The following is a 25,467-nucleotide window of genomic DNA, read 5'->3' on the forward strand; positions in this document are numbered from 1 at the left end:
GCGTCGCCTTTGGTCGACGCGCCGTCCGGATTGGTCGATCCGTTCAGCCTGTCGCCAGCCGCGTTTCCAGTTCGGAGAGGTCGGCGACGAACCACACCTGGCGACCGCGGTTGGACTCCCGGACGAAATCGCGCAGCGGCGCGCTCTGCTTCAAGGCCGGGGAGATGTCGCCGACGATGACGACTCGCAGGCCGTAATTGACAAACTTCTGCAGCATGTCGCCGGCCAGGCCGGAGGCCAGCCGCAGGAAGTCGGGCGAGAGGTTCGCAGCGGGCAGGATCACCAGCCGGGCCTCGTGCGAGAACGCCGCCCCAACAAGGTCGCCCGCGTCGCGGTCGGTTGACAGCGGGGCGCCGTCCGTGGGCCAGGCCACGGCCAGCAGACCGCCGAGTTCGAGGGCTTGTACAGTCATCTCACCAGCCGGGTTTCCGTTATCGAGAGCATGGCGGCCACGTCGCCGGGCGCGCCGATCAGCACGACCTTGAGCTGTCGGCGGGCAGGATCGTAGGCGAGGTCGATGCTCATCAGGTCGCCTGAGGGCGTCCCGCCGGCCCGCGCCGCCGGCAAGCAGGCAGCCAGGTCTCGCGCGGTTTCGGCGTCGACCTCGGCCACGTCGACGATGGCGGTCACGCGCGCGTGCGGAGCCGGCCTTTCCGGTTCGCCTGCGAGGGCGGCGAGGTCCGACTGCAGAATGCGGTATTGGCGGCCGACCCTTGTCGCGCGCAGCCGGCCCTCGCGGATGAACCGTAGGATGGTCTTCGGATGCAACTTCAACCGCTCGGCGGCGGCGGCGACGCTCAGGACGTTCTCGGACACGAAAGCCTCGGTGTTTATTCCCTTATGATCCGAAAAGATCGGATGTTGGAGTCTTATTGGGAATTTGGAGGAGCATCTTGTTCGTGACCTCACCTCACTAAGCGCCGGCCGATTAGTCGTTTGCGGCCCATTGCCTCGGCGCGTCATCCTGCGTGCGACGCTGCAGGGGGCAGACTGATGGCGAGTGGCGGGCTTACCGCCGACTGGGCGGCGAGGCCCGGTCGGCAGCCGGCGATGTATGCGATGTGCAGCCCGGCGATAAGGCTCTGGACGGCTGGTGCGGGCGCGGGTGGCCGCCCGCTAGTTGGTCCCGCACGGGGTCCCGGAAAATCCTCCCGAGCGCTGGACGCGGGGCGCGGTGCAGCGAGACGCGGTTGTCCCGGAGAAGCGCAGCCTCCTATAACGACGGTATCGTCGCGAGCCGAACCCCATGCCCAAGCGTAGCTTGCCGCCGCTGACCGCCCTGCGCGCCTTCGAGGCCTTTGCGCGCCTGGGCCGGATGAACCTGGCCGCAGACGAACTGTGCGTGACCCATGGCGCCATCAGCCGTCAGGTGCGCGGCCTCGAGCGCCATTGCGGCGTGCGACTGACTGAAGGCCCGCGCAACGGTCTGCGGCTGACCGAGGCGGGGCGGCGGTTCGCCGAAACGCTGGCGGGCGCCTTCGATGGGATCGAGCGCTCCTTCCTGGCGTTGCGCTCTGCCGCGGAGCGGGACCTTCACGTCTCGTGCGTCGGCACGCTGGCCATGCGCTGGCTGATCCCGAGGCTGCCCGCGTTCCACGCGCGCCATCCCGGCCTTAACGTACGGGTCACCGAGGCCTATGGCCCGGTCGACTTCGGCAAGGATCCGTTCGACGCGGCCATCCGGCTGGCCGAGCGGATTACAGGGGACGGGCTGGAGGCGACGCCCTTCCTGGAGAACTTCCATGGCCCCGTGATGGCGCCGGCCCTCGCCGCGCAGGGGTTGGCGGCCGCGCCGCGCCTGCATACGCGTCCGCACCGTCAGGCTTGGCGGGAATGGTCGCTGCATACGGGCGTCGAACTCGCCGACGGCGAGGACCATCGCGAGTACGAGCACCTGTTCTACATGCTCGAGGCGGCGGTGGCGGGGCTCGGCGCCGGTGTTTCGCCCTGGATTTACGTGGCGGGAGACATCGCCTCGGGCCGGCTGGTCGCGCCCTACGGCTTCGTGCGCACGCCGGCGCGGTTCCACTTCGTTGCGCCGGCCGGCGGCCAACGCCCGGTGGTCGCCGCGTTCCGTGAGTGGCTGGTCGAGGAGGCCGCCGCGGCCCCGCCCCCGGTTCTGCGGGCGCTTCCCGTACCGGCAGGCTAAACCGCGCGGAGCCTGATGGGGTCTACTTCGTCAGACCGATTTCGCGCAGGCGCTGGGCCAGGAACTCGCCCGCGGTGGTCTCCGGCCATTTGGCGCCGTCGCCTTCGCACGACGGCAGGCACTTCAGCGACACGTCGTTGGCCGGGTGCATGAAGAACGGCATCGAGTAGCGGCTGACGTTCGGGCCCTGCGGATTGACGACGCGGTGAGTGGTGGCCGGGATGACGCCGTTGGTCAGGCGCTGAAGCATGTCGCCGGAATCAACGATGAGGTTCTTCGGCTCGGTCTCGACCGGCAGCCACGTCCCGTCGCGGTCCAGCAACTCCAGGCCAGCGCCCTTGGCGGCGACCAGGAGCGTGATGAAGTTGATGTCTTCGTGGGCCGCCGACCGGACCGCGCCGTCCGGAGCGTCGCCCGGGATCGGCGGGTAATGGAGCACTCGCAGGATCGACGGACCGGTCGCGACCTTGGCGTCGAAATAGTCGGCCGGAACGCCGAGCCGAGGGGCGAGCGCCTGCAGCAACGTTCGGCCGGTCTGGTCCAGGGCGGAGAAGAGGGCGCTGAAGGTAGCCTGGAAGTCCGGGGCTTCGGCCGGCCAGACATTGGGCGGGAAGTCGACCGCCGACAGGCCGGGGACCGGATCGCGGCCGATCTGCCAGAACTCCTTCAGGTCGGCGACCTTGGAATCCTTGGCGTGCTCGACGCCGAACGGGGTGTAGCCGCGCAGGCCGGCGGCGTACTGGCGCTTGGTCGCCTCGGGCAGGGCGAAGAGCTCGGCGCTCTGGGCGTAGGCGGCCTCCAGCAGGTCGGCGGGGACGCCATGGTCGGCGAGGATGATGAACCCGTAGTCCTGCAGGCCCTGCATGAGGGCGTCGGAAAAGGCCTCGCGCTCGGCGGGCGCGCCCTCGGTGAAGGCCTTGAGGCTAAGGGTGGGGACGCTCATCGGACGGACTCCAGGCGCGCCTCGACCTCGGCGCGGGTGGGAAGCGAGGGCTGGGCCCCCGGACGTGTGGCGGTGACCGCGCCGGCGGCGCAGGCGAAGGCGAGGGCGGCGTCCGGCGCCTGGCCCTCCAGCAGGGCCAGGGTCAGGGCGGCGACGAAAGTGTCGCCGGCGCCGGTCGTGTCCACCGCTTGCACGGGCGGCGGGGTCGCGGAAGCGATGAGTTCGCCGTGGCGATAGAGGCCGGCGCCCTTGGCGCCCCGGGTGATGGCGACCAAGCCGGGCAGAGCGTTCAGTGCTTCACCGTAGAAGGCGGCCTCGGTCTCGTTGACGACGATCAGGTCGGCGCGGGCCAGGGTCTCGGCTGGCGTGGGCGCGGCGGGAGCCAGGTTCAGGCAGACGAAACCCTCGGCCAGGGCGACGGCGCGGGCGACGGTTTCGACCGGCAATTCCAATTGGCAGATAAGCGCGCCCTGGGGCGCCATCGTCAGGTTTTCAGGCCGGCATTCCATATTGGCGCCGGGAGCCACGACGATCTGGTTCTCGCCGCCCGCCGCCACGGCGATGAGGGCGACGCCGGTAGGCGCGCGGTCGTCCGCTGCGCACTGGGAGAGGTCCACGCCCTCGGCCCGGAGCAGGGCCAGCGCCTCGTCGGCCAAGGCGTCGGCGCCGACGCGGCCGACCAGCGAGACGTCGGCCCCGAGCCGGCGCGCGGCCAGAGCCTGGTTGGCGCCCTTGCCGCCAGGGTGGCGGGCGAGGGTCGCGCCCGTGACCGTCTCACCCGGTGCAGGCAGGCGCGGCGCGGTGGCGACGAAGTCGAGATTGACCGAGCCGACGACGGTGATCCGGGTCATCGCGCCAGCCGCTCGGTCAGCAGGGCGAAGACGCCGTCGGCGTCTGCACCGGTCGCCCACTGGATGCGCGCGGCGGTCGGGTCGATCCGGAATTCGACCGCGGTGTGGCCGAGCGTCAGGGGCGAGGCGGTCTCCACCCGCAGCTCGCACGGGCGCAGCGTGAAGAGCTGCGGCGCCAGCAGATAGGCGACGACGCAGGGGTCGTGGATCGGCGCGCCGCTCCCGCCGACGATGTCGCGCTCGATGGCGTTGGAAAACTCCAGCAGGGCGGCGCTGGCCCGGGCGGCTGGAGTGTCGACAGCGGCGATCGCGGCGGTGCGTGCGGGGTCGGACCTCACCTGATGGGTGACGTCGAGGCCCATCACCACGCAAGCCGCGCCGGACGAGAAGACGATGTCGGCGGCGTGCGGGTCGGCCCAGATGTTGTACTCGGCCGAAGCGGTGATGTTGCCGCCCTCACGCCGGGCGCCGCCCATCACGACGACCGGGCCGAGGCGTTCGACGATGTCCGGCTCCAGGCGAATGGCGAGGGCGAGATTCGTGAACGGGCCGGTGACGGCCAGCGTGATCTCGCCGGGTGCGTGGTTCATGACGAGGTCGGCGATGACCTGGGCCGCATGGCCAGGTTCGACCCCCTTGGCGGGCTCGAACAGCGGCAGGTCGCCCAGGCCGCTCTCGCCGTGGAAGGCGCCCGCGTCGAACGGCGGGCGGATCAGCGGCGCCCGAGCGCCGGCATGGATCGGCACGTCCTCGCGCCCGGCGATCTGGCGGATCACGGCGGCGTTGCGTGCAGTGAGGTCGGCGGCGACGTTGCCGGCGACCGTAGTGATGGCGAGGATGTCCAGGTCTTGCGGGGAGGCGAAGGCCAGGAACAGGGCGACGGCGTCGTCGACGCCAGGGTCGCAGTCGAAGATGATCTTTTTCACCGAACCATTCTCAAGAGGAACGGCCTCGGCGGCAAGGCTTGGTTCGGCGCAAATCCTCTCCCCCGGAGGGGAGAGGACACGTGATCCTAGAACCGCGCGTTGACGCCCACATAGAACCGCCGACCCAGGATGTCGTAGGTCGATGGATCGGTGTTCGAGTTCGAGTAGCTCGTATAGTAGGGCGGGTCCTTGTCGCCGAGATTGTTGACGCCGGCGCGCAGGGTGACGCGTTCGTCGAAGGTCCAGGATCCGGTCAGGTCGAAGAGGTCGTAGTCCGGCGTGTTGACCGCGGTCGGCGAGAAGACCGGCACGCTGCGGAAGTCCTTCATGGCGTCGATGTGCCGCCAGCGGAGGGAGACCTTGGCCGGGCCGACCTTGTAGGTCGCGGTCAGGGCCGACTTCCATTCCGGATAGGCGCCGCCGGATAACTCGCCGCCGATGGTTCCGGCGTTCTGCAGGAAGGGCGCGCCCGGGCGGGCCTGCTTCTCGAAATTTTCGAGTTTGGAGACCACGAGGTTGAGGTCGATCGCGCCTGCGCCGTCCGGCAGGCCGAGGTCGGCGAGATCGAAGCCCCAGTCGATCTGGGCGTCGAGACCGGAGGTCTTCCAGGCGGCCAGGTTGACCTGGGTGGTCAGAACCCCGGTGATGGCGCCGCTCGGTATGCGCTTGAACTGCTGGCAGTAGAAGTTGGCGTTGTCGAAGGTGGGGTTGGCGCCGCCGGTGTTGAAGCACTCGCCGACGATGGTCGGGACCGACAGCGTGCCGATCACGTCCTCGATCTCGATCTTGTAGTAGTCGAGGCTGATGTTCAGGCGGCGCAGGAACGGGACGTCGATGCGCGGCGTCCAGACGATCCCGGCGGTGAAGCTGTCGGACTTCTCCTCCGACAGGCCCGGATTGCCGCCGCCGAGAATCTCCACCTGGGTCGAGGGCTGCTGGTAGGTGTCGACGATGCCGGCCGGCACGCCCTGGGCCAGGCAGAGCGTCCGCACCGCCGCGGAGTTGGCGCCGGTGCGGAAGGATGAGCGCACGTCGCACGGGTCGCCGGCGGTGGTGCCCGCGCCGGGCGTGCCGATGCCGGAGAAGCCGAGCGACTGGGGCGAGAACAGCTCGGCGATGTTCGGCGCGCGGACGGCGCGCTGGTAGCCGCCGCGGATCATCAGGCTCTGGATCGGCCGCCAGGTCAGGTCGGCCTTGTAGGCGCTGGTCTTGCCGATGGTGTTGTAGTCGGCGATCCGGCCGCCCAGCGACAGGTCCAGGCTGTAGGCGAGCGGCGCCTCGGCCAGGATCGGGATCAGCAGTTCGCCGTAGGCTTCCTTGGAGGAGATGTCGCCCTTCACCGGCACGGCCGGGTTGAAGCCGACGAGGTCGGGGCCCTGCAGCAGCGGGTCGGGCGAATAGTCGAACTCGTCCTTGCGATACTGGGCGCCGGCCGAGAATTTCAGCGGCCCGGCGGGCAGTTCGAACAGCGAGCCGGTGACGAAGCCCTCGAACACCGTCTGCTTGATCGTGGTGTCGTTGGAGACCTCGCGGGCGATGTACTTCGCGCAGCCGGGGCTGACCTTGCCCGCCCCGAAGATGTTGAAGCCGCCGCAGATCGCGACCCCGCCATCCGGGGCGAAGGTCAGCTCGCGCATGGCCGCGCGGCTGACGTTTCCATGCTGGTCCTCGGTGTGGTTCATCTCGCCGAAGCTGGCGTAGATGTCCCACTTCCAGTCCCTGAAGCCGAGCTCGCCGCGCGCGCCGCCCACCACCTGCCAGGTCTGGTAGGTGTTGTCCGAGAGGCGGCCGCCGACCTCGGTGAAGGCGCGGCGAGGATAGAAGGCCGCGGTCGGGTTGGCGCGAGAGTCCAGCAGCGCCTTCAGGTCGGCCGGGATGAACGGATTGGTGACCGGCACCACGATGTCCGGTCCCGGGAAGGCGCCATCCGACGCCGAGGCCGGCCCCAGCTGGCGCGACACGTCGTAGGTGGTGAAGCTGAAGGTCCCGTAGAGCTCGGCTCCGCGCTCGAGGTCGTACGTCCCCGCCGCATAGACCGCATACCGTTCAAGGGGCAGGTTCAGATAGCGATAGTCGGCGCTGTTGAACGTGTAGCTGGCGTCGGAGTAGCCGAGCATCTTGTCGCCGCGGTAGTTGCGGACCGGCGAGGTCGAGAACAGCGTGCCGTCGGCGTTGAAGGAGAGGTTGGCGCCGCGCGCGACGCTGCCGGGCGCCAGGCCGTACTTGGCGAACACCGCGTCCATGGCCGCCTGGGTCGGCAGGTTGGCGGCGCCGCCGGCGTTGGACGAAGGATCGAAGCGGCCGTCGGGAATGGTCGCGGCGCCCGAGGGCGTGAGGCCGGTGGTGAGGATCGAATAGCCGACCGCCGCCCAGTCGCGGTCGGAGGCGACCAGCCCCTCGCGCCGGTCGTAGCTGACGCCCAAGGAAACATTGCCCCGCCCGTCGGCGAAGTTGCGGCCGTAGCCGACCGAGAAGCTCTGCTGACCTGCGTCGTTCTCGGTGGTCGAGCCGAGTTGGGCGTCGAGGACCAAGCCTTCGAAGTTCTTCTTGAGCTTGAAGTTGACCACCCCGGCGACGGCGTCGGAGCCATAGACGGCGGAGGCGCCGCCGGTGATGGTCTCGACGCTTTCGACCAAGAAGGTCGGGATGGTGTTGAGGTCGACCACGGCGTTCGGATTGCCGGCGACCATGCGACGGCCGTCGACCAGCACCAGGGTGCGGGTGGGGCCTAGGCCCCGCAGATTGGCGTAGGCCTGGCCGGGCGTGGTCACGAAGTTGGTGGTGTTGGTGCCGGCGCCGTTGGAGGGCACGAACTGCGGCAGCTCGTTCAGGACGTTCTCGACCGTGACCATGCCGGCCGCGGCGATGCGATCCTGACCGACGGTGACGATGGGGCTTTCGGAAACGTAGTCCTGACGCGCGATGCGCGAGCCGGTGATGACGACCTCGGAGACTTCGGTCTCCTGGGCCAGGGCGGGGACGGCGCAGAGCACGCCGGCCAGGGCGCTTGCGCAGAGCAAGCCGGAACGGATTGAAATCACGAATTCCCCCCTCGGGATTGAAATCGTTTTGCTCCACCCCTGCGGGTGATTTGCTCGCAGGCTATGGGATCGTGATGGAGTGCGCCATGACGCGGGCGCCACAGATGACGCTTTCGAGACGTTGAGCGAGGGCGGCTTGTCGCGCGCGGCCCGACTTCGGTAAGTCCGGCGCCAGACCATGGAGGACGCGTATGGCGGAAGGCAGCGGCGGGCGGCGACTGGCGCCGGAACTGTTCGGGCGGGCCGTGGCCCTGGCCATGGTCGCGGGAGCGGTGTTCGTGGCGCCGCCGGCGAAGTTCTGGCTGGCGGCGGCGGGGTGCGCCCTGGCGGCGGCTGTGTTCCTGATTCAGGCGGCGCTGGGGCGGCCGGTGCGGCGGGCCCGATGGCTGAACGCGGTGTTCGGAGCGATCTTCGCCGCCACCGCGGTGTGGCTGGTGTTCCTGCGCCAGTAAGGGTGAGGAGGGCGCGCCGCGCCCTCCCGCACGTTGTCTAGCTGACCATTTCCTCGCGGATCGTCTTGCGGGCGATCCAGAAGAGCGCGAAGGCGACGAAGCCGAAGCAGGTCGAGATCATCAGCGCCCAGCGAACGCCCTGGGCCGAGCCGAGGCCCGCGGCGTTGCTCATCACGTCCGAGAGGATGCCGACGGCCAGCGGGCCGAGGCCCAGGCCGATCAGGTTGATCGTGAACAGCAGGATGGCCGAGGTGGTGGCGCGCATGTGCGGCGGCACGATCGACTGGCCGATGGCGTAGACCGGGCCGTACCACAGCGAGCCGAGAAGGCCGTTGATGACCAGGATCCAGAGGGCGACCGAGGCCGAGGGGACGCTGACGGCGATGATGTAGACCGGCACGGCGATCAGCGAGGCGAGCGCCGGGACCGACACGTAACCGCGCAGGTCGGTCTTGGCGTACTTGTCGGCGATCTGACCGCCGAGATAGGACGAGATAGCGCCGGCGGTGCCGCCCATCAGGCCCAGCGCCAGGCCGAGGAACCCGACGGACTGCAGGTTGAAGTTCTCGGCCAAGCCCTTCACCTCGGCGCCGTGCACCCGCAGGAAGAATGAGGCGGTGAAGGGGGCGTGGCCGTAGCCGATGAACGCCTTGATCGCCGCGCCGAGCGCGATGAGCCAGAAGGTCTTCTTCTTGCCCAGGTACTTCAGGGTCTCGCCGAAGCTGGCCTGGGTCGCGTGGATCGCGGCCGAGTGCTGGGCCATCAGTTTGCGCGGTTCCTTGAGGGTGAACCAGCAGAGCAGGGCGAACAGGATGCCGGGGACCCCGGCGACCAGGAACGCCACCCGCCAGCCGTGAGCGTCGGCCACCAGGCCGCCCATGACGAGGCCCAGCAGGCCGCCGAGCGGCGTGCCCATGGAGTAGAAGGCGAGCGCCGAGGCGCGCTTTTCCTTCGGCACGTAGTCGGCGATCAGCGAGTGGGCGGGCGGGGTGCAGCCGGCCTCGCCGACGCCCACGCCGATGCGGAAGAGGACGAGCTGGGCGAAATTCTGGGCCGCGCCGGAGAGTGCGGTGAAGCCGGACCAGACCGCGACCGCGGTGCCGATGATCATGGGGCGGTTGCGGCGCTCGGCCATGCGGGCGATCGGAATGCCGAGCACGGTGTAGAAGATGGCGAAGGCCAAGCCGCTCATCAGGCCGAGCTGCCAGTCGGCGAGGCCGAGGTCGTTCTTGATCGGCTCGGCCAAAATATTGACCACAGCACGATCCAGGAAATTGACGATGTAGATCCCCAGCAGGAGGAACATCGCATACCGGGTGTAAGAAGCCGAGTAAGGCGCCGCGCTGGCCGCGGCGGCTGCGGGGGGAGCGACGGGCTCAACCGATGGCGCGGCGGTCTCGGTCATGAATGGCGTTTCCTGCGAAAATGGACGAACTGAATTTCTTATCGTTGGCCCCACTCTAGACGAGCCATGGGGGGCTTGGGCAATAGGCTCACCTAGCGAAAAGGAGCGCGCGATGGAACTCGTTATCGGAACCAGGCGGTGGTCGACGTGGTCGCTGCGACCCTGGCTTGTGCTGAAGCGTACCGGGGCGTCGTTTCAGGAAACGCTGGTCGGCCTTCGCCAGGACGAGGGGCGCACGGAGGCGGAGATTTTGCCGCATTCCCCATCAGGCCTTGTGCCGGCGCTGAAGGACGGCGGCCTGACGGTCTGGGACTCCCTGGCGATCTGCGAATATCTGGCCGAGAAATTCCCCCAGGCGAAGCTGTGGCCGGACGATCCGCAACTGCGCGCGCTGGCGCGGGCGGCGTCCGCCGAGATGCATTCCGGGTTCCAGTCGCTGCGCGGCGAATGCCCCATGGCGCTGGGGGTCGAGCCGAAGGTCACCGCCCTGTCCGAAGCCACCCAAAAGAACATCCGCCGAATCGTCTCGTTGTGGAACGGGCTGCTGAAACGGTCGGGCGGGCCGTACCTGGCCGGAGAATGGTCGATCGCCGACGCGTTCTATACGCCGGTCGCCACGCGCTTCCGGACCTATGGCGTGCACCTGTCGGACTATGGCGACGATGGCGCGTGCGGCGCTTATGCCAGCCGTCTGCTGGCGACGCCGGAGTTCCTCGAATGGGAAGCGGCCGCGAGGGCGGAGGCCTGAGGTGAGGTGTGCTTGCGGCCATAGCCGGCGGGGCATGCTGGCCCTCCTGGCCGCCGGGATTTCCCTGGCGGCCTGTTCGGAGAACGCGGCGACCGGACGCAACCAGTTCGTCGTCGCCCCGGACGAGGCGCTGGCCGAGATGGCCGACCAGGCCTGGGCCGATCTGCGCCGCCAGACCCCGCGGTCGAGCGATCCGCAAATGCAGGCGCGCCTGGAGCGGGTGGGGTGGCGAATCGTCGAGGCCGCGGGCCGGCCCGACCTGGATTGGGAGTTCGTGGTCTTCGACCGCCCCGAGATCAACGCTTTCGTCCTGCCGAACGGCAAGGTCGGCGCGTTCAGGGGCCTGATGGACTTCGCGGCCGACGACGACGAACTGGCCGGGGTTTTGGGACACGAGATCGGCCACATCCTGGCGCGGCATCCGGCTGAGCGAGTGAGCCAGCAGATGGCCGTCGAACTTGGCGTCAACGTGGTCCAGGCGATCCTGGCCAACGGCGAATATGCCGAGCACGCCGGCGAGATCGCCGGCGCGCTGGGCATGGGCGCGGTCTATGGGGTGATCTTGCCCTATTCGCGCAGCCACGAGCTGGAGGCCGATCGGCTGGGCGTGGACCTGGCGCAGCGGGCCGGCCTCGATCCGGCCGGGTCGGTCCGGTTCTTCGAGCGCATGGCGCGCAAGGGCGCGGGACAGGCGCAGGCGCCGGAGGTGCTGTCGACTCACCCCGCCGACGCGCCGCGGCTGGCGGCGCTGCGCGAAGCCGTGGCGGCGTTGCCGAAGGGCTAGATTTCGAGAGAGGCGGGCGGCTCGGCGCCGGAGCTTCTGAAGGCGCGGGCCTCGGCCTCGGCCTGGCTGGGCGCCACGCCGCCGGCCACGAGTTCGCCTTCGATATCGAAGACCCGCCAACGCCAGCCGTGTTCAGCCGGATCTATCGCATAGGCCAGCTCGCCCATCGCCTGCCTCCCGATGAAGTCCCGCATCGGGACCGTAGGGCGTTCCGGGAGCAAACGGTGGACCAGCAGGGAAGAAGTCGCGGGGGCCGGGAAAACCCCCGCGATCAGGCGTCAATAGGCGATGCAGACCGACTTCGTCTCAGTGAAGGCGTCCAGCGCCTGCGGGCCGAAGTCGCGACCCATGCCGGATTCCTTCACGCCGCCGAACGGCATGTTCGGATCCAGCGGGATGTGGCTGTTGACCCAAACGGTGCCGGCGCGGATCTGCGGGATGGCGTCCATGGCGCGGCTGAGGTTCTCGGTCCACAGGCTGGAGGCCAGGCCGTAGCGGCTGTCGTTGGACAGGGCGATGGCTTCCTCGGCGCTGTCGACGGCGGTGATGCTGACCACCGGCCCGAACACCTCGGCCTTCTGGATCGGATGGTCGGCCTTGGCGCCGACAACCAGGGTCGGGGCGACGAAGTAGCCGCGGTCAGGGGTCTTGGCGCCGCTGACGATGTCGGCGCCGTGTTCCCGCGCGGTGGCGATATGGCCGCGGACGCGATCGCGCTGAATCGCCGAGACCAGCGGGTTGACCTCGGCGGCCGGGTCGAGACCCGGGCCCATCGACATGCCGGTCATCGCGCCCGAGAGGGCGTCGACCAGCGGACCATAGAGGTTGCGCTCGACATAGATGCGCGAGGCCGCAGCGCAGACCTGGCCGCTGTTGAGCAGCGAGCCCGCCAGCAGGCCCGGCACGACCTTCTCGAGGTTGGCGTCGCCAAGCACGATGGCCGGGTTCTTGCCGCCGAGCTCGAGCGCGACGCGGGTCATGTTGTCGATGCAGGCGCGGGCGATGTCCTTGCCCACCGGGGTCGAGCCGGTGAAGCTGACCTTGGCGACCAGAGGGTGGGTGGTCAGGGCCTTGCCGGTGGTCTGGCCGCGGCCGTTGACGACGTTGAAGACGCCCGGCGGCACGCCGGCGTCCAGGGCCAGCTCGGCCAGGCGGAAGCTGGTCAGCGGGGTGATCTCCGACGGCTTCAGCACCACGGTGCAGCCGGCGGCGAGCGAGGGCATGACCTTCCAGACGCCGATCATCAGCGGGAAGTTCCAGGGGGCGACGCCGGCCACGACGCCCAGGGGCTCGCGGCGGGTATAGGCGTTGAAGCGCGCGCCGGGCGGCACCGGGATCGAGACGTCGAGCGTGTGGCCGGTGATCTTGGTCGCCAGACCGGCGACGTAGCGCATGTATTCCACCGTCGCGCCGACATCGATGGCGCGGGCGATGTTGATCGACTTGCCCTGGTTCCAGCTCTCGATCTGGGCCAGTTCCTCGCCGTGGGCTTCGACCAGGTCGGCGAACTTGAGCAGGATGCGCTCGCGGTCGGCCGGGCGCAGGCGCGACCAGCGGCCGTCCTCGAAGGCGGTGTGGGCCGAGCGCACGGCGGCGTCGACCTCAGACTCGCCGGCCTCGCCCAGGCGCGCGATCACTTCTTCGGTGGCCGGATCGTAGACGTCCAGGCGCAGGTCCGAGGCGGTGGCGACCATGCGGCCGTCGATGAACGCGCCGGTGGCGCGGCCGGCCAGGGCCGGAGCCGCGGCGAGCAGCTGAATCTGGGTGGTGGAGGTCATCGGGCGGTGGTCTCCCTGGGGCGGCTTGGCCGGCTCGTCATTGAAAGGACTGTCGTCCGAAGGCTCGCGCCCGCCCGAGCGCGGCGGCGCGGACGGGGGATCGATCGGTCGAGGTAATTAATATCATAAATTCCTCGGGCGGAAGGCCTGATGCGCGACCCGGCATTCGTCGGCGACAATTTAGATAACGCGTGAATTTAGCGGTCGGTGAACGGTTGCTTCCGCGCACCCAAGAGCAGACGCGTCGAATAGGCAGTGACGATTTTATGAAACAATGCGTCTATGAAATTGACCGTCGAATTTCGTCGTCTTCCCCAACGCTTGTGACAAGGCATCTGTTCTGATCATGGCTATATCAAATTTCGATAATCGCCATGTCAGGGCGATATCGGGCTGCGAAACGCGCTCATGGTGGTCGCCTTTACAGGAAAGTTCACATGTGTAGAGTCTTGCCTGTCGACGGATGGCGAGCCCGCCGCGACGAGGGATGAGACGTCGGGACCCCGCCTGGGGATGACGGGGCGCCGGCCGCAGCGTGCGGCGCGCTCTTTCCCGTCGAAATGCAATTTACGCGGCCGAGCCGCCGGCGAGTCCGGCGGCTCGGCCGCCTGGACATGTGACGAGGAGAGCGGCGATGGCCAGCGAGGGGGCGGCGTCGGCGACGGCGGTCGGAGCGGCGGAGCAGGGACGCCTGTCCTGGCGTGAATGGCGGGTCATCATCCTGGCCAGCCTGGGCGGGGCGCTGGAGTACTACGACTTCGTCGTCTACGGCATCTTCGCCAAGTACATCGCCACCGCCTTCTTCCCGAGCAACGACCCGCTGGTCTCGCTGATGCTGTCGTTCGCGGTGTTCGCGGTCGGCTACATCGCCCGTCCGCTGGGCGGCATCGTTCTGGCCCACTTCGGCGACAAATACGGCCGCCGGCGGGTGTTCATCGCCTCGATCCTGCTGATGTCGGCATCGACCTTCGGCATGGGCCTGCTGCCGACGGCGGCGACCTGGGGCATCGCGGCGACCATGCTGATGATCCTGCTGCGCCTCACCCAGGGCTTCTGCCTCGGCGGCGAGCTGCCGGGCGCGATCACCTATGTCGTCGAGACCGCGCCGAAGCGGGCGGGCCTGGCTTGCGGCGTCATCTTCGTCTGCGTGAATTCGGGCGTCATGCTCGCCGCGCTGTTCAGCCTGATCGTCCACGAGACGATGACGCCCGAGGAAGTCGGCGCGTGGGGCTGGCGCATCGCCTTCCTGATCGGCGGCGCCCTTGGCCTGATCAGCTTCTGGCTGCGCCTGTCGCTGGAAGAATCGCCGGAATTCGAGGCCATGCGCCACACCGCGGCCAAGCAACCGCTGGGCGAACTGGTGCGCTCGCATCCGGGTCCGATCTTCGTGGGCATCGCCATCGTCGCCTCGATGGCCGGCTTCAACGGCCTGCTCTTCGCCCACCTGCCGGCCTATCTCACCACTGTGCTGAAGTACGACAGCGTCGAGGCGATGACCGCCCAGAACGTCTGTCTGGCGGTGATCTCGGTCGGGAACCTGTTCTGGGCCTGGCTGGGCGACAAGATCCCGCGCCGTTACCTGCTGATGGCCGGTTCGGCCTTGGTCGCCCTGCTGGCCGCGCCGTTCTACCACGCCGCCGCGGAGCGGACGGTCGGCCTGATCCCGCTGGTGGTGATCGCAGGCATCGTCGGCTCGCTGTTCCTGGGAACCTTCGCGGCGATCCTGGCCGACCTCTATCCCACCCGCATCCGCTTCAGCGGCGTGGCGGTCTCGATGAACCTCGGCGTCACCATCTTCAGCGGCGCTGCGCCGCTGGCGGCGACCTGGTTGATCTCGGCCACCGGCTCGCCGGCCGGCCCGGGCTACTTCATGACCGTTGCGGCCCTGATCGGCCTGGGCGGCAGCCTGTTCCTCAAGCGCTACGACGGTCAGATCCGCGTGCGCGACGGCGACTGACCGACGAAGGACGGACGGCCGTGGGGGGGAATTTCAGCAAGGAGGAGTGGGCCGCCCGGACGGAGCTGGCGGCCTGCTACCGCATCTTCGACCGGCTCGGCTGGAGCGAGCTGATCTACAACCACATCAGCCTGCGGTTGCCCGGGCCGGAGACGCACTTCCTCATCAACCCGTTCGGCCTGACCTACGGCGAGGTCACCGCCTCGAACCTGGTCAAGATCGACCTCCAAGGCCGGATCGTCGGCCAGTCCGACTGGCCGGTGAACCTCGCCGGCTTCACGGTCCACGCGGCGATCCACGCGGCCTTGCCGGACGCCCACTGCGTGATGCACACGCACACCACGGCGGGCCTGGCGGTGGCGAGCCTCGAAGAGGGGCTTTCGCCGACCAACTTCTACTCCGCGCAGCTGCACGGGAAGGTCGCCTACCATCCCTTCGAGGGCATCACGATCCATGCCGACGAAGGCGCGCGGCTGGTGGCCAATATCGGCGACAAGCCCGCGGTCATTCTGCGCAACCACGGCCTGTTGGCCTGGGGCCGCAGCGTTCCGCAGGCCTTCGCGGTGCTGTGGCTGCTCAACCGGGCCTGTGAGATCCAGGTCGCGACCCTGTCGATGGGCCGCGCCAACCCGATAACCCCCGCAGCGCTGGAAGCCAGCGCTCGCGACTCCATGACCCTCGATCCGCAATATGGCGCAGGCCGCGACGTGTTCGACGCCCTGACCCGCGAGATCGAGCGGATCGACCCTTCCTACAAGACCTAATGACGACGGGAGCACCGAGGATGAGCAACAACCGCATCGGCAAGAAGCTGGGCGCGACGGCGGCGATGGCCGTGGCCCTGGCGGCGATCGCCCCGACCTGGTCGGTCGCCCAGCCCGCCCCGCCGGTGGCCGGCGCCCCGGTCTCGGCCGCGCCGGGCGCCGTGCCGGCCGGCGTCCCGGACATGAACGGGATCTACTATGCGACGACCGGCTTCAGCTACACGCCGAACAACCCGCGCGGCGGCAAGCAGCATCCGCCGCTGACGCCGGAATACGCCAAGATCTACGCCGACCACGTGGCCGCGGCCGACGCGGGCCTGCCGACCGGCGACCCGACCGCCAACTGCCTGCCGCAAGGCATGCCGCGGTTCATGAACATGCCGTTCGGCTTCGAGATCCTGCAGACGCCCAAGCAGATCAACTTCACCTCGGAGTGGAACGAGCAGACCCGCCGCATCTACATGGACGGCCGCGGCCATCCGGCCGATCTGGAGCCCTCGTACAACGGCCATTCGATCGGCCACTGGGAAGGCGACACTCTGGTGATCGAGACCGTGGGCCTGCGCGCCGACACCGTCCTGGACGCCAGCGGCATCCCGCACAGCGACATCACCCGCGTGGTCGAGCGCATCCGCTTCGTCGATCCGGTGACCCTGCACGCCGACGTGACGATCTATGACCGCAAGGCCTTCACGATCGATTGGACCGTGACCAAGGTCTACAAGCTGCAGAAGGACCATCCGGGCCTGAAGGAATACATCTGCCTGGAAAACAACCGGAACCCGGTCAACGAAAAGGGCCAGACCACCACCATCCTGCCGAAGTAGGTCAAGGTGGGGGCGAGGGCGATGCTGTCGTTCGGCGCGGTCCTGCTGCTGGCGGGAAGCGCTGAGGCGTGGGCGGCCGAGCGGCCGAGCCTGGCCGGCCGCTACTGGTCGACGCCGGGCCACGGCGCGACCGCCTTCAGCGAGCCCCCGCCCCTACGGGATGAGTATGCGCGGACCTACGCTGCGCGGCTGGAATCGCGGCGCGTGGGGCGGCCGATCGGCGACCCCACCGCCGGCTGCGCCGGCGGCGGCTTCCCGCGCGTGCTGAACGTTCCCTATCCGACCGAAATCCTGGAGACGCCCGACCAGATGCTCTGGCTCTGGGAGGGCGGCGACCGGGTGCGGCGCGTCTATCGGCCCGGGCGAAAGGGTCTGGAGACGCTGCCGCCGCTCTATTCCGGAGTGGCGGTCGGCCAGTGGGAGGGCGAGGTCTTCGTCATCCGCTCGGAGCGTTTCGTCGATTGGACCATCCTCGACCCGACTGGCGTGCCGCACAGCGCGCAGATGCGGACGACCGAGAGGATCAGTGTCGCCGCCAACGGCGACCTCGTCGACGAGGTGACGATCGATGATCCCGTCGCCTTCACGCGTCCGTGGACGCTGCGGTTCAACCTGCGGAAGGACCCGACCATCCGCATGATGGAATATTCCTGCGAGGAGAATAACCGCAACAAGCCTAACGCTCAGGGCGAGACGACGTCGAAATGAGCGACCTGCCGAGACATCTTGCCGCGCTAGGATGCGCCCTGGCTGCGCTCGTGGGCGCCTCGCAAGCGCTGGCCGAGGCGCAGATCGCCGGGGTGTGGATGATGCGCCCGGAGGCCTCGCCGCCGCCCGAGTTCACCCCGGCCGGGAAGGCCGCCTACGAGGCGAACCGCGCCGCCCTGGCTGCGAGCCCAAAGACCGCCGACCCGACGACGCAGTGCCTGCCGATGGGTTTCCCGCGGAACATGGCGACGAGATTCCCCATCCAGATCGTCCAGACGCCCGGGCAGGTGACAATGATTTTCCAGGCGGGAATCCGCGTGCGCCGGGTCTTCACGGACGGCCGAGCGCCGGAAGCCGACGCAGACCCCGCATATAACGGCCATTCGCTCGGCCGTTGGGACGGGCAGACGCTGGTCGTGGAGACGCGCGGCTTCAAGGACACCTGGCTGGACCATGAGGGCGCGCCCCACGGCCCGGACCTGCGCGCAGTCGAGCGTATCTGGCTCTCCGAAAACGGGAGAGTGTTGTTCGATGAAATTACTTTGGTTGACGAAGAGATGTTGGCCAAGCCGTGGACCCAGCGCAGGGTTTACGAACGACTGGGCGACGTTTTGATTAGTGATTACATATGTGTTGAACATGGAAAGGATAACCCGCGATGGGTGTCCGAGGACGGCGCCGCCACCGTGCATAGCGTGCGCTAGGCCCGGAAATTCCGCAGCGTGAAAAAGGAAATGGCGCTTGGGCACAGGCAGGTCCGCCGGTGCTACAGGGGCGCCCGATAGCCACGCGAAGAGTCGCCAACAGGGGAAAACCCGCACGCGACGCCTTCGCCAATGAAGGGGGATAACAAGCAATGACGAAGTCGATCGGAAACAATCTTAAGTCGAGCGCGAGCATCGCCGCGATCTCGATCGCCGCGGCCCTGGCCGCCACGCCGGTCCTGGCGGCCGAAGGCGGCGACGCCTATCAGGTCGAGGAACTGGTCATCACCGCCAACAAGCGCGGCGCTGAATCGGTCCAGGACGTCGGCACCAGCATCGGCGTGCTCAGCGAGCAGGCGCTCGCCCAGCGCGACATCAAGGAATTCATCGACATCACCCGCAACGTCGCCGGCCTGAACGTCGTCGACCAGGGCCCCGGCCAGAAGACTTTCATGATCCGCGGCCTGATCGGCGCGGGCGAGTCCACCGTCGGCCTCTACTACGACAACCTGCCGACCAACGGCTCGGGTGAAAGCGCGGCCGCCTCGGCCGGCCGTCAGACCGACCTCTACATCTTCGACGCCGAGCGCGTGGAAGTGCTGCGCGGCCCCCAATCGACGCTGTACGGCTCGTCGGCCCTGGCCGGCGTGGTGCGCATCATCACCAACGAGCCGGAAGCCGACGCGGTGCACGGCCAACTGGTCGTCGACGGCTCGGCCACTGCGCACGGCTCGACCAACTACGCCCTGAAGTCGATGGTCAACCTGCCGATCATCGAGGACAAGCTGGCGGTCCGCCTGGTCGCCTACAAGACGCACGACGGCGGCTTCATCGACAACACCCGCCTGGGCCGTGAAGACATCAACACCGTCGACAGCCAAGGCTTCCGCTTGAGCGCCAAGGCCTGGCTCGGCGACCGCACGACCCTGCTGGGTCAGCTGTTCGTCCAGGACATCGACGCCGCCGACAAGGGCGCTCACCGTCCGTACGACGAGATCATCGGCGCGACCCTCTATCCGGCGGCCGGCAAGTGGAAGAACGACTCCAAGGCGCTGCAGCCGCGCACCGACCACACGGTCATGGCCGGCCTGACGCTGGAACATGAGTTCGACGCCGCCAACCTGACCATCAGCCAAGCCTACTTCAAGCGTAAGAACGACGACATCTCGAACGCCAGCGAGCTGAACGACTACTTCGGCTACCTGGTCTCGCAGGGCAACTTCCCGCCCGTGCCGCGCATGCCGCAGGGCGTGTTCGAGTCGGCGCAGGAAACCGAGATGTGGACCACCGAGGCCCGCGTCGCGACCAAGTTCGACGGCCCGCTGAACGGCGTCGCCGGCGTCATGTACCAAAACCGCAAGATCCACATCGACAACCGGTTCCGTCAGATCGACAACGCCGGCCGGCCGATCGACACGATCCCGCTGTGGTACAACCGCACCGCCGACTTCGAGCTGAAGCAGATCGCCGCGTTCGGTGAGGCGACCTACACCTTCAACGACAAGCTCTCGGTCCTGGCCGGCCTGCGGGTGTTCAAGAACGAACGCCACGACATCTCGACCAGCGTCATTCCGTTCATGCGCGTCCTCGGCACCCCGGGCGCCCAGGACAACGTGAACAGCGAAGAGAGCAAGGCCATCTACAAGGGTCAGGTGACCTACAAGCACACTGAAGACCTGACGTTCTACGCCTCGGTGTCGGAAGGCTATCGTGCGGGCGGCACCATCGTCCGCGTCGTGCCGCAACTGCCGGAGTCCTACGGCGCCGACCACACCCTGAACTACGAAGCGGGTGTGAAGAGCGAGTGGTTCGACCGTCGTCTGCAGGCCAACCTGTCGGCCTACAAGATCAACTGGTACGACATGCAGTACTCGGGGTCGTTCTTCAACGGCACCTTCGAGGGCGTGCTGAACTGCGAAGGCAAGTGTGCGCATTCGACCGGCGTCGAGCTGGACGTTACGGCGCGCCCGATGCCGGGCCTGGACCTGACCCTGGCCGCGACCGCGTTCAAGGCCGAGCTGGACAAGCAACTGCTGAACGGTGAGGGCGATCCGCCCGCCGGCACGCAGCTGCGCAATACGCCCAGCTTCTCGTTCTCGACCTCGGGCAGCTACACCTGGGATCTGGCCAACGGCTGGACCGCGATGGTCCGCGCCGACGTCCAGCACGTGGGCGAGGTGCCGATCACGCACTACCGCGTCGCCGACAACCGCCCGGGTAAGGAATACACGCTGGTCAATGCGGCCGCGAGCATCGCCAGCGGCGACACCTGGGAAGCCAAGCTCTACGTCCGCAACATCTTCGACGAAGCGGCCCAGGTGAACGTCGCCAACGACGCCACCACCCCGTACCTGATCTACACCAGCCAACCCCGCACGGTCGGGATCTCGCTGGGCATGAAGTACTAGGACTTCCTCCCCACCCGGCGGGCTCCATTTCCTGCGGAGCCCGCCGGTTCTTTTTCGAGTTTCGCGCCCGCCGGCCCCACCGGCGGGCGCTTTCGTTTGCGCGACGGTGACAGTCGGCGAGGATCCGCGGCAGCGCAGGGCGGACCGGAGCGCCGGCCGCGGGCGCCCGTGAGAGCGTCTGCCTCCGTCGATGACGGTCGAGGGGAGAGGGGGCAAGGCCTGGTGCGTGGCGGTGGGGGCCTGGGCGCTCGGCGCGCCCAGGGCTGCGCCCGGCATCTGGCGCCACCGTCCCAAGGCTAGGCGGGCGGAGGAGGAGGCGCAGACACCAGGAGAGCGCGCATAAGAAAAGCGGGGGGGCCCGGGGGCCCCCCCCGGCAGTCATGGGACTGGGGGGGGTGTCAGGGGGGTGGGGGTGGGCCCGCCCCCCCGCGCGCGCGCATCACCACCGGGGCGGGCCGGGCGGCCCCCCGCTTCAAGTCTTGGACGTGGCGGGTTTCGAAGGGGTGAGAGGGATCGCCCGCCGCCGCGTCCAGGTGCGGCTCCGAGCCGGGGCCCGGAGCCGGGAACGCTTAGAACTCCGCCGTCAGCTTGGTGTACCAGAAGGCGCCGTTGGTGGAGATGGTGGTGCCGCCCGGATAGTAGCTGCCGAACTGGCCGGTGCCGGTCGCCGGGAACACGTTCTCGCGGCTCTTTTCCGGGTAGCGGTCCAGGATGTTCTCCGCACCGACCGAGAACTGCAGGTGGTCGTTGATGCGGTAGGTGACGTCCAGGTCCAGGGTGTATTCCGAACCGTACTCGATGATCGGGTTGTAGATCAGCGCGCCCGGGTTCGACGGCACCGTGGTCGAGGAATTGATCGGCGTGGTGCCGCTCAGCGGAACCTGCTTCCACTTGCCGTACCAGGAGAGGCGGGCTGTGGTGGAGAACTTCCCGATCTGCCAGTTCTCAGTGATGTTGAACTTGAACTTCGGGTTGGTCTCCTCGATCGCGATCGCCGCGGCGCCGTTGTAGTCGTACTTGTTGCGCTTGGTGACCTTGGTCTGGTTCCAGTTCGCCGCCAGGGTGGTGGTGAACTGGCCGAAGCTTTCCGAGGGGTAGGTGTTCGTCGCCACGAGGTCGACGCCCTCGGTGCGGGTCGCGAACAGGTTGGCGAAGTAGTTCACCCCGAACAGGAACTGGGCGTTGGGATCGCCGAGGCAGGCCAGGGCCTGCTTGTCGTTGGTCGCCGCGCAGCCGTTGAGGATGCTGGTGTCACCCGTGATCGCCGTGCCGCTGACGCGGAAGGTCGGCGCCAGGGTGATCCGGTCACGCACCTTGATGTTGTAGTAGTCCATGGTGATGGTCGTGCGCGGCAGAGGCTGCCACACGAAACCGCCCGAGAAGTTGACCGCCTTTTCCGGCTTCAGATCCTTGGCCCCGAAGTACTTCGCATTCACCGAGTCGACCGCGTAGGTGCCGGTGATGACCGGGGTCAGCGGGTTGGCCGGGTCGGAGAAGGTGGTCGACAGGGCGTAGGTGCCCTGCTGGCCCGGCGTGGCCGCGCGGAAGCCGGTCGAAACCGTGCCACGGACCGCGAAGCTGTCGTTGAACTCGTAGCGGCCGGTGATCTTGCCGGTCGTCGTCGAGCCGAAGCTGTCGTAGTTCTCGTAGCGCAGCATGGCGCCGAACTGGATCGCGTCGGTCAGGTCGCCTTCCGCGCCGAAGTAGACCGAGGCGCTGGACTGATCGCGGTCGGTGACCACGGCAGGGCTGAAGCCGCCGAAGCCCGAGGCGCCAGGCGCCTGGGTGACCGTCTTGCCGTTGTTCAGCACCTGGGCGCCGTACTGGCCGACCGCATAGGACGCGTAGTCGCCCAGGCCGATCAGGTAGCGTTCCTTGCGGTACTCGGCGCCCGCCGACAGGGTGATCGGCTGCTCGAGCGCGTCGATCTTCCAGTCGTAAAGGAAGTCGGCGTTCACGTTCAGCTCGCGCTGCTCGAGGGTGCCGATCTTGAACGAGCTGGGCGAGTCGGGGCCGAGCGAAGCGTTGACCGTGTTCTTCAGCGTGTACTCGATCCGGTTCATGCCGTAGCCGGCGAACAGGTCGTAGCGGACGCCCGAAACCTCACCCTTGTAACCGCCGCCGATCGAGGCGTCGGTGATCTTGCCGCCGAAGCGCGGAGCGAAGCCGCCCGGGAAGCGCGACAGGAAGCTGAAGGTGCGGCCGTTGGCGTCCCAGATCGGGTTGCCCTTCGAATCGAAGGTCCCGGTCTTGTCGAGGTAGATCGGCGCGAACAGGCCCGCCGCGCCGAAGCTGGCGGTGCGGAACGCCGAGTTGGTGTAGGCCGCCTCCGAGCAGGTCGCCGGGGAGCCGGTCGTGCCGCAGTTGGTGCCCGGAATGAAATCCGGGTTCGGCGCGCCGATCGGCACGCGCCAGTTGAAGGTCGAGGACTTGGTGCTCTCGACGTAGTCGCCGAAGGCGTAGACCTCGCCGCCGTTGTCCAGGTCGATACCGGCGTTGAAGAACAGCTTGTAGCTCTTCTCGGTCGGGTTGCCGCTGACGCGGTCGGGGTTGGGGATGACGCCCTTCAGGTCCGGGCGGATCTTGAAGATCGCCAGCGCCACCGGCGACTGAATGCCACGGTTGGTCTCTTCCGAGTTCAGGTACTCGGCCGACAGGTTGAAGAAGCCCTGCGAACCCAGCGGCAGGCCGATATTGGCGGTGAGCTGGGTGTCCTGGCCGTCGCCTTCGAGGAACTGGCCGTAGCGGGCGGTCATCCGCACGCCGGAGCTGTTGCGGTTCAGGATGAAGTTCATGACGCCGGCGATGGCGTCCGAGCCGTACTGCGCCGAGGCGCCGTCGCGGAGCACTTCGAGGCGGCCGACCGCCGACGACGGAATCACCGCCAGGTCGACGCCCTGGGCGCCCTGGGCCATCGGCCCGACTTGGGTGCCGGCCAGCTGGACCAGAGCGGCGCGGTGGAAGCGCTTGCCGTTCACCAGAACCAGAATCTGGTCCGGCGGCAGGCCGCGCATGGTCGGCGGTCGCACGTAGGTCGAGCCGTCGGCGATGCCGAGGCGCTGGACGTTGAACGACGGGATGACGTTCTTGAGAATGTTGTTCATGTCGGTCGCCGGGACCGTACGGAAGGTCTCGGACGACACGACGTCGATGGGCACGGCCGAGTCGGCCACGGTGCGGTCTGTACGCCGGGTGCCGGTGACCACCACTTCTTCGATGGCGCCGGCCGCGGCCGGCGCGGCCTGGGCGTTGGCTTCGGCCGCCAGGCCAAGGGCCATGACCGCCAGGCTCGCGCCTGACAACCAACGCACGGCGGATCTCGGGTTCGCCGATATCATAAGGATTTCCCCCCTTGTTCTTGCGGGCGGCGGCGGACTTGTCGCCACCCTCCGAGCAAAAAGCCTAGTCGGCTGAAAAATTTCGTCTCGGACATGCTGGGTGCGATTTCGCTCGCCGGAACGAGGGTCGTCGAACGGATGATTCCCCTCCGGCACGCACGCAGATGGCGACCGGCAGGCCTTAGTAGGCGCAGGTCGAAGCGGCTGGCCGCTGGTCACCTTGACAGCTCTGCGACGTCATTTTAATAAACACGTTAAGTGTTTTTGGCCGTGAGGGATCGGGGGCTCGAGTTCCGGTCGCGGCGGCCGCGGGGCTCTTCCAACATTCTCTCACGACGTGGCCGCGTCGCGCTGACGCTTGGCCGAGCGAGGACTCGATGCTGTATCAATTCTGCGACTGGCTTCAGAACACGGCGTTCGGGCTCTACATCCAGGACGAATTCTGGGTGATCCCGATGCTGCAAAGCGCGCACATCCTGGGGATCGGGGTGCTGTTCGTCTCCATCGCCATGATCGATCTGCGGGTCCTGGGCGTGCGCGACAAGTTCGGCCCGGTCAGCACCTCTAGCCGACAGCTGCTGCCCTGGACTTGGGTCGGGCTGGGCGTGCTGGTTCTGACCGGAGCCCTGCTGTTCTGCGGCGAGGCGACCCGCTGCTTCATCAACCCCGGCTTCCGCTGGAAGATGGTTCTGCTGGTCGTCGGCGTGCTGACCACGATCTACTTCCAGCGCACGGTCGGCCAGGCGGTCGCCAGCGACGCCGACAACGCCGCGCGCACGCCGGCGGTGAAGCTGGCCGCGGCCCTGTCTCTCTCGGCCTGGGTCGGCGTCATCGTGCTTGGCCGCTGGATCGCCTATCTCGACACCGGCTCGGCCAGCGCCTGAGCCCTGCGCGGCCGTCCCGCGCGGGCGGCCTCAACCACACGTTTCCTGGGGGAGTAGGCGCATGGCGCTTCACGACATTTTCCAAGCGATCGAGGATACGGCCGCGGCCACCGCGATCCGCGAATCCGGATGGCTGTTCCCGACCATCGAGACCGTCCACGTGCTGGCCCTGGTCAGCGTCGTCGGGGCGATCGCCATGCTCGACCTGCGGCTGCTGGGCTATCAGTTCAAAGGCAGCGCCATCACCGCCTGGTCGGAGAAGGTCCTGCCCTGGACCTGGGTCGCCTTCGGCTTCGCCGTGTTGTCGGGCGGGCTGTTGTTTATCTCGTCGGCGACCCGCTACTACATCAACCTGCCTTTTCAGTTGAAAATCGGTCTGATTGTGCTGGCCGGCCTGAACATGCTGCTGTTCCACTTTGGCGAATACAGAAATGTCGGCCAATGGGACCACGCCCAGGCTCCGGCGCGGGCGCGGGTGGCTGCAGCGCTCTCGCTGACCTTCTGGGCCCTGGTGGTGGTGTTTGGCCGTTGGATCGGGTTCACCCTGCGCTGAAATCCGCTTCGTCCAGCGAAATGCGCGCTGGCGGCGGCGCAGCGGTGCTTGACAAGTTAACGTGCGTATTATTTTCTTTCCAAGTTATAGAGACGATCCGAGTCAAAAAGATAAGTACGTCTCTAGGCTCAGGACTCATAGCCAGAAGAGCACGGTAGCGGCGAGGGCGATGGCGGACAGGAAGACGGTCGGGCATCGATCGTAGCGGGTGGCGACGCGACGCCAGTCCTTGAGCCGGCCGAACATG

The 25,467-nt window shown here is 67.9% G+C and carries 22 protein-coding genes and 1 pseudogene; 12 read left to right on the plus strand and 11 right to left on the minus strand.

What is annotated here, in order from left to right:
- Window positions 1-43: 43 nt before the first annotated feature.
- Together ACE3T2_RS01600 and ACE3T2_RS01605 are read right to left on the minus strand one after the other, a co-directional pair.
- Entirely contained in the window at window positions 44-412 is a 369-nt protein-coding gene (locus ACE3T2_RS01600; RefSeq protein WP_374653989.1) for a DUF4180 domain-containing protein, read from the minus strand.
- Entirely contained in the window at window positions 409-816 is a 408-nt protein-coding gene (locus ACE3T2_RS01605) for a helix-turn-helix domain-containing protein (RefSeq protein ID WP_374653991.1), read from the minus strand. Before ACE3T2_RS01605 ends, ACE3T2_RS01600 begins: the two co-directional genes overlap by 4 nt.
- Window positions 817-1,246: 430 nt before the next feature.
- On the opposite strand from ACE3T2_RS01605, the gene ACE3T2_RS01610 reads away from it, so the two are divergent.
- Window positions 1,247-2,149, plus strand: coding sequence for a LysR substrate-binding domain-containing protein (locus tag ACE3T2_RS01610; RefSeq protein ID WP_374653993.1), 903 nt, complete (start codon window positions 1,247-1,249; stop codon window positions 2,147-2,149).
- A gap of 22 nt (window positions 2,150-2,171) precedes the next feature.
- On the opposite strand, the gene ACE3T2_RS01615 is transcribed toward ACE3T2_RS01610, so the two are convergent.
- From ACE3T2_RS01615 to ACE3T2_RS01630, 4 genes are all read right to left on the minus strand, one after another.
- Complete coding sequence (locus ACE3T2_RS01615; protein ID WP_374653995.1) at window positions 2,172-3,092, minus strand: isopenicillin N synthase family dioxygenase; 921 nt, start codon at window positions 3,090-3,092, stop codon at window positions 2,172-2,174.
- Window positions 3,089-3,943 (minus strand): ribokinase, encoded by an 855-nt coding sequence (locus ACE3T2_RS01620; RefSeq protein ID WP_374653997.1) that lies wholly within the window; start codon window positions 3,941-3,943, stop codon window positions 3,089-3,091. The genes ACE3T2_RS01615 and ACE3T2_RS01620 overlap by 4 nt, the downstream gene beginning before the upstream one ends.
- Window positions 3,940-4,869 carry a nucleoside hydrolase gene (locus ACE3T2_RS01625; protein ID WP_374653999.1) on the minus strand — a complete coding sequence of 310 codons (930 nt, stop codon included), beginning with the start codon at window positions 4,867-4,869 and terminating at the stop codon, window positions 3,940-3,942. Before ACE3T2_RS01625 ends, ACE3T2_RS01620 begins: the two co-directional genes overlap by 4 nt.
- Before the next feature lie 86 nt (window positions 4,870-4,955).
- Entirely contained in the window at window positions 4,956-7,910 is a 2,955-nt protein-coding gene (locus ACE3T2_RS01630) for a TonB-dependent receptor domain-containing protein (RefSeq protein WP_374654001.1), read from the minus strand.
- A gap of 191 nt (window positions 7,911-8,101) precedes the next feature.
- On the opposite strand from ACE3T2_RS01630, the gene ACE3T2_RS01635 reads away from it, so the two are divergent.
- The gene (locus ACE3T2_RS01635) at window positions 8,102-8,362 is read left to right on the plus strand and encodes a hypothetical protein (RefSeq protein ID WP_374654003.1); all 261 of its coding nucleotides are present in this window, start codon (window positions 8,102-8,104) and stop codon (window positions 8,360-8,362) included.
- Between the two features lie 37 nt (window positions 8,363-8,399).
- On the opposite strand, the gene ACE3T2_RS01640 is transcribed toward ACE3T2_RS01635, so the two are convergent.
- On the minus strand, window positions 8,400-9,767 hold the full coding sequence (locus tag ACE3T2_RS01640; protein WP_374654005.1) for a spinster family MFS transporter: 1,368 nt from the start codon (window positions 9,765-9,767) through the stop codon (window positions 8,400-8,402).
- 112 nt (window positions 9,768-9,879) lie between these two features.
- On the opposite strand from ACE3T2_RS01640, the gene ACE3T2_RS01645 reads away from it, so the two are divergent.
- Together ACE3T2_RS01645 and ACE3T2_RS01650 are read left to right on the plus strand one after the other, a co-directional pair.
- On the plus strand, window positions 9,880-10,515 hold the full coding sequence (locus tag ACE3T2_RS01645; protein ID WP_374654007.1) for a glutathione S-transferase family protein: 636 nt from the start codon (window positions 9,880-9,882) through the stop codon (window positions 10,513-10,515).
- 34 nt (window positions 10,516-10,549) lie between these two features.
- A complete protein-coding gene (locus tag ACE3T2_RS01650; protein ID WP_374654009.1) occupies window positions 10,550-11,299 on the plus strand; it encodes a M48 family metallopeptidase in 750 nt (249 codons plus the stop codon).
- Here ACE3T2_RS01650 and ACE3T2_RS01655 read toward each other — a convergent pair.
- Together ACE3T2_RS01655 and ACE3T2_RS01660 are read right to left on the minus strand one after the other, a co-directional pair.
- The gene (locus tag ACE3T2_RS01655) at window positions 11,296-11,466 is read right to left on the minus strand and encodes a hypothetical protein (protein ID WP_374654011.1); all 171 of its coding nucleotides are present in this window, start codon (window positions 11,464-11,466) and stop codon (window positions 11,296-11,298) included. The two genes, ACE3T2_RS01650 and ACE3T2_RS01655, sit on opposite strands and share 4 nt — an antisense overlap.
- Window positions 11,467-11,577: 111 nt before the next feature.
- Complete coding sequence (locus ACE3T2_RS01660; RefSeq protein WP_374654013.1) at window positions 11,578-13,077, minus strand: aldehyde dehydrogenase family protein; 1,500 nt, start codon at window positions 13,075-13,077, stop codon at window positions 11,578-11,580.
- Between the two features lie 634 nt (window positions 13,078-13,711).
- Between ACE3T2_RS01660 and ACE3T2_RS01665 the strand changes: the two genes are divergently transcribed.
- The 6 genes from ACE3T2_RS01665 to ACE3T2_RS01690 all read left to right on the plus strand — a co-directional run bounded on the left by ACE3T2_RS01665 (window position 13,712) and on the right by ACE3T2_RS01690 (window position 20,445).
- Window positions 13,712-15,034, plus strand: a complete 1,323-nt coding sequence (locus ACE3T2_RS01665; RefSeq protein ID WP_374654015.1) for an MFS transporter — start codon at window positions 13,712-13,714, stop codon at window positions 15,032-15,034.
- A 20-nt stretch (window positions 15,035-15,054) separates the two neighbouring features.
- Window positions 15,055-15,798 carry a class II aldolase/adducin family protein gene (locus ACE3T2_RS01670; RefSeq protein ID WP_374654017.1) on the plus strand — a complete coding sequence of 248 codons (744 nt, stop codon included), beginning with the start codon at window positions 15,055-15,057 and terminating at the stop codon, window positions 15,796-15,798.
- Window positions 15,799-15,818: 20 nt separating this feature from the next.
- On the plus strand, window positions 15,819-16,625 hold the full coding sequence (locus ACE3T2_RS01675) for a hypothetical protein (protein ID WP_374654019.1): 807 nt from the start codon (window positions 15,819-15,821) through the stop codon (window positions 16,623-16,625).
- A gap of 6 nt (window positions 16,626-16,631) precedes the next feature.
- Window positions 16,632-17,333: a hypothetical protein gene (locus tag ACE3T2_RS01680; protein WP_374654021.1), complete on the plus strand. Its 702-nt coding sequence runs from the start codon at window positions 16,632-16,634 to the stop codon at window positions 17,331-17,333.
- Window positions 17,330-18,037 (plus strand): hypothetical protein, encoded by a 708-nt coding sequence (locus ACE3T2_RS01685; protein WP_374654023.1) that lies wholly within the window; start codon window positions 17,330-17,332, stop codon window positions 18,035-18,037. The genes ACE3T2_RS01680 and ACE3T2_RS01685 overlap by 4 nt, the downstream gene beginning before the upstream one ends.
- Window positions 18,038-18,189: 152 nt before the next feature.
- Window positions 18,190-20,445, plus strand: coding sequence for a TonB-dependent receptor (locus ACE3T2_RS01690; protein WP_374654025.1), 2,256 nt, complete (start codon window positions 18,190-18,192; stop codon window positions 20,443-20,445).
- 569 nt (window positions 20,446-21,014) lie between these two features.
- Here the strand turns inward: ACE3T2_RS01690 and ACE3T2_RS01695 are convergent.
- Window positions 21,015-23,756, minus strand: coding sequence for a TonB-dependent receptor plug domain-containing protein (locus ACE3T2_RS01695; protein ID WP_374654027.1), 2,742 nt, complete (start codon window positions 23,754-23,756; stop codon window positions 21,015-21,017).
- A gap of 404 nt (window positions 23,757-24,160) precedes the next feature.
- Between ACE3T2_RS01695 and ACE3T2_RS01700 the strand changes: the two genes are divergently transcribed.
- On the plus strand, window positions 24,161-24,667 hold the full coding sequence (locus ACE3T2_RS01700) for a DUF6644 family protein (RefSeq protein ID WP_374654029.1): 507 nt from the start codon (window positions 24,161-24,163) through the stop codon (window positions 24,665-24,667).
- A 61-nt stretch (window positions 24,668-24,728) separates the two neighbouring features.
- Complete coding sequence (locus ACE3T2_RS01705) at window positions 24,729-25,220, plus strand: DUF6644 family protein (RefSeq protein ID WP_374654031.1); 492 nt, start codon at window positions 24,729-24,731, stop codon at window positions 25,218-25,220.
- 135 nt (window positions 25,221-25,355) lie between these two features.
- On the opposite strand, the pseudogene ACE3T2_RS01710 reads toward ACE3T2_RS01705, so the two are convergent.
- Window positions 25,356-25,467: pseudogene (locus ACE3T2_RS01710) on the minus strand (IS5/IS1182 family transposase); the annotation flags it as partial.

It is taken from the genome of Phenylobacterium sp. (assembly GCF_041919955.1).
In the GTDB taxonomy this organism is placed as follows: domain Bacteria; phylum Pseudomonadota; class Alphaproteobacteria; order Caulobacterales; family Caulobacteraceae; genus Phenylobacterium.